The 11,504-nt window shown below is 68.5% G+C and carries 10 protein-coding genes; 4 read left to right on the top strand and 6 right to left on the bottom strand.

The window, feature by feature from the left end; genetic code table 11:
- Positions 1–3: 3 nt before the first annotated feature.
- Genes IPG63_16235 through IPG63_16260 form a run of 6 tightly spaced genes read right to left on the bottom strand, consistent with a single transcriptional unit; the run spans position 4 to position 5,060 of the window.
- Positions 4–492, bottom strand: coding sequence for a low molecular weight phosphotyrosine protein phosphatase (locus IPG63_16235; GenBank protein ID MBK6728740.1), 489 nt, complete (start codon positions 490–492; stop codon positions 4–6).
- Complete coding sequence (kdsB, locus tag IPG63_16240; GenBank protein ID MBK6728741.1) at positions 492–1,301, bottom strand: 3-deoxy-manno-octulosonate cytidylyltransferase; 810 nt, start codon at positions 1,299–1,301, stop codon at positions 492–494. The genes IPG63_16235 and kdsB overlap by 1 nt, the downstream gene beginning before the upstream one ends.
- Complete coding sequence (locus tag IPG63_16245) at positions 1,283–2,287, bottom strand: tetraacyldisaccharide 4'-kinase (protein ID MBK6728742.1); 1,005 nt, start codon at positions 2,285–2,287, stop codon at positions 1,283–1,285. Before IPG63_16245 ends, kdsB begins: the two co-directional genes overlap by 19 nt.
- A complete protein-coding gene (gene msbA / locus IPG63_16250) occupies positions 2,284–4,056 on the bottom strand; it encodes a lipid A export permease/ATP-binding protein MsbA (GenBank protein MBK6728743.1) in 1,773 nt (590 codons plus the stop codon). The genes IPG63_16245 and msbA overlap by 4 nt, the downstream gene beginning before the upstream one ends.
- A gap of 3 nt (positions 4,057–4,059) precedes the next feature.
- Positions 4,060–4,485 (bottom strand): biopolymer transporter ExbD, encoded by a 426-nt coding sequence (locus tag IPG63_16255; GenBank protein ID MBK6728744.1) that lies wholly within the window; start codon positions 4,483–4,485, stop codon positions 4,060–4,062.
- Between the two features lie 2 nt (positions 4,486–4,487).
- On the bottom strand, positions 4,488–5,060 hold the full coding sequence (locus IPG63_16260; protein MBK6728745.1) for a MotA/TolQ/ExbB proton channel family protein: 573 nt from the start codon (positions 5,058–5,060) through the stop codon (positions 4,488–4,490).
- Between the two features lie 351 nt (positions 5,061–5,411).
- Here IPG63_16260 and IPG63_16265 point away from each other — a divergent pair, with 351 nt between their 5' ends.
- The 4 genes from IPG63_16265 to IPG63_16280 are packed head-to-tail and all read left to right on the top strand — an operon-like array spanning position 5,412 to position 11,499.
- A complete protein-coding gene (locus IPG63_16265) occupies positions 5,412–10,334 on the top strand; it encodes a hypothetical protein (GenBank protein MBK6728746.1) in 4,923 nt (1,640 codons plus the stop codon).
- Entirely contained in the window at positions 10,331–10,921 is a 591-nt protein-coding gene (locus IPG63_16270; GenBank protein MBK6728747.1) for a hypothetical protein, read from the top strand. The genes IPG63_16265 and IPG63_16270 overlap by 4 nt, the downstream gene beginning before the upstream one ends.
- A 1-nt stretch (position 10,922) precedes the next feature.
- Positions 10,923–11,396, top strand: coding sequence for a hypothetical protein (locus IPG63_16275; protein ID MBK6728748.1), 474 nt, complete (start codon positions 10,923–10,925; stop codon positions 11,394–11,396).
- Positions 11,353–11,499 (top strand): hypothetical protein, encoded by a 147-nt coding sequence (locus IPG63_16280; protein ID MBK6728749.1) that lies wholly within the window; start codon positions 11,353–11,355, stop codon positions 11,497–11,499. The genes IPG63_16275 and IPG63_16280 overlap by 44 nt, the downstream gene beginning before the upstream one ends.
- Positions 11,500–11,504 lie beyond the last annotated feature (5 nt).

The following is an 11,504-nucleotide window of genomic DNA, read 5'->3' on the forward strand; positions in this document are numbered from 1 at the left end:
GCTCTACTCCGTAAGCCTGTGCCCGGCATTATGCAGGCGCAGCAGGTGTTTGGTCAGTCCCGCAACGCCTTCGCGGATCTGGCTGAAGCTCGAGTCAAAATCGGCTCGCGTACCGGAATAGGGATCGGCCACCTCGTCTTGCGGTCGGCCGGCGAACTCGAGCAGCAGGCGGATGCGCCCGCTCGCCTGCGGGGGCGCCAGTCGCCGCAACGTCGCCAGGTTCTGGCGGTCCATGGCGATGACCAGATCGAAGCGGCTGAAATCGGCTGGCTTGACCTGACGTGCCCGGTGCGCACCTAGGTCCATGCCGTGGTCGGTCGCGAGCGATCGTGCGCGGGCGTCGGCCGGGTACCCGGCATGGAAGTCGAGCGTGCCCGCGGAGTCGATTCCGATCACGCCGTCCAGACCCGCAGCGGCGAGGGAGCGTCGCGCCTCGATCGCGGCCAGGGGCGAACGGCAGATGTTTCCCATGCAGACAAAAAGTATTTGCATCAGCGTTTTACGTGAATATCATAAAGTGAATTCTCTTGTGCGAGCAGGGCTTCCACTCGCGCCAGATCGGCCTCGGTGTCGACGCCGGCAGGGAACGGTTCGGGGGCCAGGGCGACGGCGATGCGCTCACCGGCCTCGAGCACGCGCAACTGCTCCAATGACTCGATGCGCTCCAGCGCTCCCGGCGCCATCGCGCGGTACCGCCGCAGGAACCCGGCCCGATACGCGTAGATGCCGATATGGCGCAGGAACTCGATGCCGTCCGGCAGGTGATCACGATTGACCGCAAAGGCGTCGCGCGCCCACGGAATGGGCGCACGGCTGAAATAGAGCGCGTCGCCGTTGGCCGCCCGCACCAGTTTCACGCAGTTCGGGGAAAACAGCTCGGCCGCGTCCAGTACCGGCGTCGCCAGCGTGGCCACGGCAGCGCTGCTCGCGGCCAATGTCGCGGCGACCAGGCGAATGCCGCTGACCGGCGCCAGCGGCTCGTCGCCCTGCAGGTTCACCACCACTCGCTGATCGTCCCAGCCGAGTTGCAGGGCGACTTCGGCGAGCCGGTCGGTGCCGGAGGGATGGTCGGCCCGGGTCATGCAGACGCGGACCGCACTGTCGCGCACCGCCGCCGCGATGCGTTCGTCGTCGGTGGCGACCACGACTTCTTCGGCCCCGGCGACCAGTGCCCGCTCGACCACGTGGGTGATCAGGGGCCGCCCACGCAACAGGCGCAGTGGCTTGCCCGGCAGGCGGCTGGCGCCGAAGCGGGCGGGAATGGCAACGCTGAACGCGGGGATCATGGCTGCGCTCTCCATGCATGCAGTTGGCGATGGACGAAGTCGCCGAAGGCGGGTGGAAGTTCGACGTCGATTGGCACCACCCAGATGCGCCCGTCGGCATGGGGCGCGCATTTGCCGGCGTCCTTCTCGGTGATCAGCACCGGCAAGTCATCGGCAAAGACCAGTTCGCTGCCATCGAACGCATGGTGGTCGGGATACGCATGCGCGTCGACCTCGATGCCGTGGCCGCGCAACAACTGGAAGAACCGGTTCGGGTTGCCGATGCCGGCGATGGCATGCACGCGTTGCCCGGAGAAACTGGCGATGGGCCGCGCATGTGCCAGGTCGCGCAGCGACAGCGCGCGCTCGGCGTGCACTTGCATCGAGAACGCGCCCTCGCGTTCGCCGCCGTTGACGACCACGGCGTCGACGCGGTGCAGTCGCTCGACCGGTTCGCGCAGCGGACCGGCCGGCAACAGTCGACCATTGCCGAAGGCACGCTGGCCGTCGATCAGCACGATCTCCAGATCACGCGCCAGCGCCCAGTGCTGCAGCCCGTCGTCGCTGATCAGCACGTCGACGCCGTCGCTCTCGATCAGCAGCCGCGCCGCTTCGATACGGCGGCGACCGATCGCGACCGGACAGCCAGTGGCGTGTGCCAGCCACACCGGTTCGTCGCCGAACTCGGCCGGTTCCGCGCCCGGAGGCAGGCGTCGCGCCGAGTGCGCCGCGGCGCCGTAGCCGCGGGTGACGATTCCCGGCTTCCAGCCGCGCCGAAGCAATTCGCCGGCCAGCCAGGCGACCAGCGGCGTCTTGCCGGTGCCACCAGCGGTGAGGTTGCCGACGATGACCACAGGCACCGGCAATCGTGTCGCGCGCCGCAGGCCCAGCGAATAGGCCCAGCGCCGCAGTCCAAGCAGACCGCGGTATAGCCGTTCGCCGAGTTCGGCCCACAACGGCACGGCGGCGCCCTCGTACCAGATCCGGATGAGGCGCGATTCGAGCCGCGCACGCCCGCTCATCCCGCGTCCTCGGCGTCGCGAAACTGCAGACGATGCAGGCGGGCGTAGGCGCCATTGCGCGCGATCAGTTCGGCGTGATTGCCGATCTCCTGGACGCGGCCGTCATCGAGCACGACCACCTGGTCAGCATGCTCGATGGTCGAGAGTCGGTGTGCGATCACGATCGCGGTGCGGCTTGCCAGGATGCGATCCAGCGCCTCCTGGATCAGCTGTTCGCTCTCGCTGTCCAGCGCCGACGTGGCTTCGTCGAGGATCAGGATCGGCGCGTTCTTCAGGATCGCGCGGGCGATCGCGATGCGCTGGCGCTGGCCGCCGGACAGCAGCACGCCGCGATCCCCGACCCGGGTCTGGAACCCCTGCGGCAGGCGGTCGATGAACTCCAGCGCATTGGCAGCGCGCGCGGCGGCCACGATGTCTTCCTGCGCGGCGCCGGCGAGCGCGCCGAACGCGATGTTGGCGGCGATGCTGTCGTCGAACAACACCACGTTCTGGCTGACCACCGCGATTTGCCGGCGCAGGTCTTCCAGGCGATAGTCGGAGAGCGCAACGCCATCGAGCAGGATCGTTCCCGAACCCGGCTCATAGAAGCGCGGCAGCAACCGGGCCAGCGTGCTCTTGCCGCTGCCCGAGCGACCGACGATGGCCGTGGTCGTGCCCGGCGCCACGCGGAAACCGACGCCGTCGAGCGCCGCGCCCTTGCCCCCGGCGTAGGCGAATCCGACCGCATCGAACACCAGTTCGCCCCGCGCGCGTTCGATGCGACGCGTGCCGTGGTCGGGCTCCGCCTCGGCGTCAAGCACGGCGAACACCGACTCGGCGGCGGCGATGCCGCGCTGGATCAGGCTCTGCACGTTGGTGATCCGTTTCAGCGACGGCAGCATCGCCATCATCGCGCTGATCAGCGCCATGAAGCCACCCGCGGTCATGCCGTCGCGCACCGCCTCGCGCCCGGCGACATAGACGATCGCAGCCAGCGCGCATGCCGCCAGCAGTTGCACGAGCGACGAGCTCATCGCCTGGGTGGCGATGACCTTGAGGTTGAGCCGGTAGTTGCGCTGCGCCAGCGCAGCGATGTGCGCGCGTTCCACTGCCTGCGCGCCGTAGATCTTGATTGCCTCCTGCCCGGCCAGCGCCTGCTCGGCGCGGTGCGAGAACTGCGCGAAGGCATCCTGCAGCGTGCTGTTGATGCGCCGGTAGCGCTTGCCGACGGTGGCCACGATCAACGCGATCAGCGGCACCATGAACAGCATGGTCAGGGTCAGCTTGACACTGTTGGCGAGCATCACTCCAAGCAGGAACACGATCGTGAGGGCATCGGTGAGCACCACCTTGACCGCCTCGGCTGCCGCGTAGGCGAGTTGCTCGGTGTTGTAGGTCAGGCGCGAGATCTGCGCCGCCGGAGCCTCGCGGTCGAACCAACTCGACGGCATCCGCAACGACTTCTCGACAATGCGATCGCGCATGTCGCGCACCAGGCCGCGGCCGATCCGCGCCATGGCGACGTCCGCGGTGAAGGTCGCGATGCCTCGCACGAAGAAGATCGCGATGATCACGCCGGGCAGCCAGCGCACCACCTCGACGTCGCGTTCGACGAAGGTGCCATCGATCAGCGGCTGCATCAGCCAGGTGAAGGCACCCGCCGCGGCGGCTTCGAGCAGCATGCCGAGCAGCGCCACCAATGCCACCGGCCAATAGCTCCTGGAGAAGCCGAGCAGACGGCGATACAGCGCCACGGTGCCTGGGCGCGCGGACGCGGCGCTGGGCTGCATCGGCTACTCGTTGCCGGCTTTGGTCGGCACGGTGGCGATGGAAAGGCGGGCGAAACCCAGTTGGCCGAGCGCATCCATCGCGATAACCACCGCCTGGTGCGGCGTGCGGCCGTCGGCACGCAGCGTCACCGGGCGCTCGCGGTCGCTGCCCGCCTCCTGCGCAATCGCTTCCTTCAACGTCGCCAAGCTGGGGTTGATCACCTCGTTGGCGCCGATGTAAAAGCGGCCCTCGCGGTCGACCAGGATCTCCAGCGCCTTCTGCGCCGCGGCCACTTCCTTGCTTTCGGCCTCGGGCAGCGCGACCTTCATCAGCGAGCGATGCTCGAAGGTCGCGGTCATCACGAAAAACATCAGCAAGGTCAGCATCACGTCGATCAGCGAGATCACGTTGATCTCGAACTCGTCGTGCGCGGTCGCCGAACGCGCGATCCTCACTTCGCCGCTCTCCGCGCGGCTGCCACCTGCACCGGCACCTCGGCTTCGATGGTGTCGATCAGCGCCACCACTTCCTTCTCCAGTTCGATGCCGAGCCCGACGACCTTGGCGCGCAGGTGGCGATGGAAGATGTACGCAGGGATCGCGACGCTGAGGCCGGCCGCGGTGCAGACCAGCGCCTCGCCGATGCCGCCGGCCATTTGGTTGGCGTCGCCGATACCGGAGTTCAGAATCGCCAGGAACATGTTGATCAGGCCGATCACGGTGCCGAACAGACCGAGCAGCGGCGAGATCAGCGCAATCGTGCCGAGCGTGTTCAGGAACTTCTCCATGTCGTGCATGACATGGCGGCCGGCGTCTTCGACGCGCTCCTTGATCGCCTCACGCCCGAGGTGCCGTGCGCGCAACGCCGCCGCGCACACGCGGCGCACCTCGCCCGGCAGGTTCGGCGGCAGCACCTCCTTGCGACGCAGCGACCAGAACCGTTCGAGGATGATGGCCAGCGCCACCACCGCCGCGATGCCGATCGGAATCATCGCCTTGCCACCCGCTGCCAGAAGTTCCCACACGCGCCCTACTCCCGAAGTCCAAAACGCGCGGATTCTAACAGCCCCACCCGAGGAGCGGCCGCGCACGAAGGCGCTGGCGTCCGCGAGCGTTGACCCGGCTCCGGCTCCGGAGTAGATTCCCGCTCGCTTGACCGCGATGTGGAGGCTCTTCTTGGGCACGATCGGTCCAGCTCGCGCCAACTGGCCTGCGTTTGCCGCAGGCATCACGGGAACTGCGCGCCCCGATCCCCCCGCAAACACGCCCCTGGGCTCATCCAGGGTCCAACCGTCGCCCGGCGCTGCCTGTCGGTGGCGCACCGTTACGTCTGGATCCTGAGCCGGCCCACTCGCGGACGCCCCTGGAGGTGTCTCGTGAACCGTCTTCACTTCACTCGATGGTTGTTCCCGCTCCTCGCCCCGCTGCTGAGCGCGCCCCTGCTCGCTGCCGACTATGTGGTCACCACCATCGCCGACAGCGGCGCCGGCAGCCTGCGCCAGGCGGTGATGGACGCCAATGGCGACGGCGGGCCGAGCACGATCACCTTCGACGCGTTGCTGGATGGCCAGACCATCGCTCCGAGCACGCCTTTTCCCGATCTTGCCGAGGCCGGCACCACGATCGACGGTGACCGCAACAGCGACTGCGTGCCGGACATCGCGATCGACGGCAGCGCGCTATCGAACATCGATGGTCTGCACTTGACCGCGCCCGGGCAGATCATCCGCGGCCTATCGATCCAGCGCTTCCGCAATGGCCTCTACCTTGACAGCGACGCATCGACCGTCACCTGTAACCACATCGGCACCAACGCCGCGCAGGCGACGGGCTTCGGCAACACCGATTACGGCGTCGCGATCTATGGGTCGGACAACGTCATCGGCCCAGACAACGTGATCAGCCACAACGGTTGGGTCGGTGTGCTGGTGCATGACTCGATGCTGCCCGGCTATCCCGAGTTCACGGCACTGACCGCGGACCACGTCGGGATTTACACGCCGATCGCGTTCGATGCCCCGGACGATGCGCTGCGCCACATTGCAAGCGCGACCACACCGCTCGACGGCAGCGGCCATCCGTTTACCGATCACTTCGGCATGCGCCTGCGAGGGGAACTCGTGGTGTCCGATGCCGGCAGCTACACCTTCACTGTCGACCCGCTCGACGACGAGGTGCGCGTCACCGTCGATGCCGGCCTCGTCGTCAGCGGCAACGGTCCGGGGCCGCTCAGCGGTTCGATCAGCCTGACACCCGGCGCGCACACCATCCGCGTCGACTACGTCGAGTATTCGGGCGGGGCGCAAGTCGCGCTCGCCATCGCGGGACCGGGCAGCGCCACACTCTCGACCAATGCCCAGGCGCTTTGCGCCACCGGTCAACCCGGACTATGCGCAGAGCTGTTCCAACTGCGCAATGCGCACGAGCGCAATCGCATCACCCGCAACCGCATTGCCGACAACGGTGATCTCGGCATCCAGCTGCGCTGCTGCGGCGGGCCGCTCCCGAACGACGCGGGCGATACCGATCTGGGCGCCAATACCTGGCTGAACCGACCGGAGTTCACCGGCATCGCCAGCGCCGGCGGTGGCAACTACACGCTGAGCGGCACTGCGCCACCTGGCGCCACGGTCGAAGTGTTCATCGCCGTGGCCGACCCGAGCGGCGCCGGCGAGGCCGGCAGCTTCCTGGCCGACACCGTCGCCACACCCGGCGGCACTTTTTCACTGACCCTGCCGCTGCCGGCCCAGCCGAGCCTGGTGACTGCCACTGCCACGGACCCGCTGGGGAACACCTCGGAGTTCGCCGACAACCTCGCCTACGGCACCGGCGCCGATGTCGTGTCAGTCAGCGGCGGCGGCGTCATCGCCGGCACGCCGATCAGTGTCCCGATCCACCTGCGTGATCTTGGCTTCACCCCGCTCGGCCGCGACCGCGCCGTGGGCGAGCGCATCCAGGGACTGGCGCTGCGTGTGACCTTCCCGGCGGGCAGCATCAGCGCGGCCATCATCGTGCCGGCCGGCATCACCGCTGCATTGGCGCCGCTGTTCGGCCCGACCTCGAGCTTCGGCGCGGGCAATGTCAGCTATCTGGTCGCGTACGAGGAGACCGGCAACCTGATCCCGCTCACGCTGGATGCCGCGGCCCCCGGTGACGTGGTCGCCACGCTTAACCTGACGGTCGCTGCCGACCAGCCGAGTGGCACCCTGCCGCTCGACTTCGACCTGGTCAGCGAACTGTCGAACCAGGCCGGTACGCTGGCCGAGAACGCAGGCACCGGAACCCTGCAACGGGTCGGGTCCACGCTGGCGGTGACCGGCAACGGACCGAGCGGCTTGTTCGCGATCGCGACCTCGGCGTCCACCGTGCACCTGTCCTGGTTCGATCCGAACCTGGTCGAGACCGGCTTCCGCATCGAGCGTTCGACCGACGGCAGCACCTACCTCCCGGTGATCGACCTCGGTCCCGACGTGACCAGCCACGACGACAGCGGCCTCGCCCAGGCCACGCTGTACTACTACCGTGTGCGCAGCCTGGTCGGCGGCAATGCGGGCGGTGTCTCCAACCGCGCCACTGCCAGCACCGCGCCCGCGATCGGCGCCAATGTCTGCGTCGATGCGCAGGTCGTGTCGCGGCGCTGGGCACGCTCGCCGGACGCGGCCTATCGAGGCCCGGAGTGGGGGCTGGTCTATCACGATCGCGACGATGGCACGCATGAGCAGGTGTACTTCCAGCGCATCGACGGCAGCACGCTCGCGCCGATCGGGCCGCGGGTGCAGGTCAGCACCAGCGCCACGACCGCGTTCATGGCGGCGATTGGCTACAACGGCAACCACTACGCCCTCACCTGGATTGAAGCGCTGCGCGGCGCACCGGGGTCCTTCCCGGCCTCCGAGCTGCGCTTCGCCGAACTCGATGGCAACGGCCAGGTGCTGCGCCAGCCCCGGCGCATCCAGGCTGCGCCCCCGGTGATCAACAATCTCGGCGCCAACGAGGTCGTTCGTCCGCACTGGGATGGCAGCCACTGGGCCCTGTTCGCGCCGGGACAGGCGGTCGGTTTCGTGGCCCGGATCGACTATTTCCGGCTCGCCGAGAATGGCGACCGCGTGCTCGGTCCGGTCACCGTCGCGAATGCGGCCGATGCCTGGATCGGGCAACCCACGGCGGCCTGGCAACCAGCAAGCAGCGAACTCGGCCTGGCGTGGCTGTATAACAAGGACGCACTGACCGAACTGCGCTTCCAGCGCGTCGAGGAATCCACGGGTGTCCCTTTGCTGGCAGCTCCCGCCGTTCTGGACGCGGTGACGGATGCGAGCGGCATCGGCGGTACCGATCTGGTGGCGATGCCCGGTGGTGGCTGGCTGGCGGCGTGGTCGGCCTGCGCGGATGCCACTGGCGAATGCCTGGCCTACACCCGCCGCATCGCGGCGGATGGCACGCCAGACCCGGGTGGGCGCGTGTCGATCAGCCCGCCCGGCAGCCTGGATTACCGGCTGCGCCTGGCGCCCAGACCCGGAGGCTATGTGCTGTTGCTGGAATCGTGGCAGCCGGTGGAGGAAATCGTGCGCTACCACCTCGACGCCAACGGCGCGCCGTTGACCGGCCCGACCGCCGTATCGGCGTTCGACAGCCGCCGCTCGGGCCGGCCGCGCATGGCCACGGATGGCGCGCGCGCGCTGCTGTTGTGGAACGAAGCGAACACCACCCTGGAAGTCGCCGGGCGGCTGAGCGATGGCGTCAGCGGCAACCTCGATCCCGAGGTGTGGTTCACCAGCGGCCACGACACGGCGAACACAGCCGGCGTGGTGACCCCGGGACAACCACGCGTCGTGTCGATGGCGGGCGGATTCGCCAGCTTCTGGACCGAGCCGGTCGCAGGTACGAACCAGATCCACGGGCAGATCCACGACGCCGCCGGCAATCTCGCAGCGAGCTTCGCGCCACTGTCCACCTCGGCCGCCGCGCGTCCAGGCGTCGCCGCGGTCGGCAACACGGTCGCGCTGGCCTGGCGCGTGGCCGGCGGCACGCTGCGCTTCATGCGACTGGCCGGCGACGGTACGGTGCTGCTGCCGGAGACCACCGTCCTGAGCGGGGTCGGCACAGGCAACGTGGAGCTGGGCTGGGACGGGGAGCAGTTCGGCGTCACCTGGGGCCAGGGCGGCAGCCTGCGCTACGCGCGCATCAACGAGGCCGGCGTCGCCGGCACCCCGATCACGCTGGCCCTGGGCTTGACCCAAGGCTTCTCGGGTTGGCGCACGACCTGGATGGGCGATGGCTGGGGTCTGCTGCTGGTCGATGCCAGCGACGGCACGCCACGCTTCGCACGCTTCGCCAGCGACGGCAGCATCCTGCTCGCGCCGACGCCGCTGTCCGCTGCCACCACACCGCCCTATTTCACCTCCGGCGATCTCGGCCTGGACTACGACGGAAGCTCGCTCGCAGTAACCTGGTCGGAAGTGCGCGGTGCCGATCCGCCCGGCCAGGACATCTACTTCACGACGTTGAATCGCGACGGCAGCAAGGTCTTCCCGGAGGTGGCTCTGGTGGCGACCCCCTACTGGGACGGACCCGCACAACTGCATCACGGCGGGGGACGCTTCCACCTGGTCTATGCGGCAGACATCGAGGGTACGAGCGGACTGCGCGAGATCGACATCGACCTGGTGCCGGGAAGCGCAGTGGTGGCCGGCAGCCGCTTCCTCGCCAACCGGGCCAGTGCCTCGATCGCCACCGCGCACGACGGTGCCACGTTGGCGCTCGCCTGGCGCGCGCCGCAGACCCAAGACATCCACTTCCAGACCGATCGCTGTCTGGCCGATCCGACGCCACCGCCCTGCCCGAGTGCAAGCGTGGCATCGGTGGCGAACCACGTGCGCCTGACTTGGGCGCCGATCAGCGATCCAGAGTCCGGGCTGTGGCGCTTCCACGTCTACCGCGACGGCGGGCTGACCGCGGAACTGCCCGCGTCCGCGACCCAGTTCGATGACAGCGGCTACGACACCGCCGCCGTGCACAGCTACGAGCTGCGCGCGATGAACCGGGCCTTCCAGGAATCGAGCGCCTGCGCCCTGGTCGCCTTCTCGACGCGCGCCGGCGACGCCAACGGCAACGGGGCGCTCGATGTCGCCGACATCTTCTACCTGATCAACTTCCTGCTCGGCGACGGCGCGGCGCCGCTCGGCGATGGCGACGCCAACGGCGACGGTGCCGTCACCGTCACCGACATCTTCTTCCTGATCAACTACTTCTTCGGCGGCGGTCCGATCCCGACCGTCGTATCCACGGGAGGCGTGTCATGACAAGGTCCCGCTGGCTCGCGCTTGCGCTGTGCTGCGCATTCGCCACAGTGCCCGCGGTCGCGGGCGATGCAGAAACCCCTGTCACGGCACGGCCGACACAGAGCGTGCTCGAACTCGACCGCGTCGAAGCGCCGCGCGGCGCGAGCGAGGTGCTGGTGCCGATCCGCATCCAGGATCGGCGCGGCACGCCGCTAGGCCCCGAGCAGCCACGGCAAGCGCAGGTGCAGGGCATCGCATTGCGCGTGCGCATCCTTCCGGGCACCGCGGTCACGAGCGCGCAGATCGAGCGCGCCGGGTTGCTGACGAACGTGGTGCCGCTGTTCGAGGTCAACCCGCGGACCGCGGACGGCGCGTCGTGGCTGGTCAGCCTCGACGCAGGCCTGTTCGGCCCGCGCCAGACCACCGATGCTACGGGCATGGTCGCGCAGCTGCGCCTGCGCCTTGCGCCCGGCCTGGCCAGCGGTGCGCGCATCCGTCTGCAACTGGACCCGGGCACGAGCCTGCTCGCGAATCGCGATGGCAGCATCGAGGAAAGCATCGGCAACGGCTGGCTCGAGCTGCGCGACGGTTCCATCAAGGTGCCCTGAGGTGCGCGTCGTTGCCGCCTTGCTGACGTTGTGGGCGTCGCTGCCCTGCGTGGCCGCCGATCGGCTGTCGATCGCGGTGCAAACGGCCGACGCTGGCACTACGGTGCGGGTGCCGGTACGTGTCCAGGACAACGCCGGCACCCTGCTCGACGAAGGCGACGGGCCGGACCACGAGATCCAGAGCTTCGCATTCCAGGTGCTGTTTCCGGCGGCGGCGGTCGATGGCATCGGCTTCGACGCGGCCGGTGTCACCGCTGGCAAGACCGCGTTCTTCAGCCAGGTCACGCCCGGGGCGGGCAACGTCTACGTGCTCAAGGCCTATGACGAAAGCAGCAATCCGCTCGCGTTCACGCTGAATGCCGTGGCGCCCGGTGATGTCATCGGCGAACTGGTGGTCCTGCTCGATCCCGGCCTGGCGCCTGGAACCGCCGATGCCGCTGCAACTGCAGACCACCAACGCCGCGCTGATCGATGACAGCGCCACCGAGAGCGAGACCGTCGCCAACGGCCACCTGCTGTTGCAGGATGGCCTGATCGTGATCGGCAGCGAACTCGTGTTCGCGAACGGATTCGAATAATCGGT

It is taken from the genome of Lysobacterales bacterium, from assembly GCA_016703225.1.
Classification (GTDB): Bacteria; Pseudomonadota; Gammaproteobacteria; order Xanthomonadales; family Ahniellaceae; genus JADKHK01.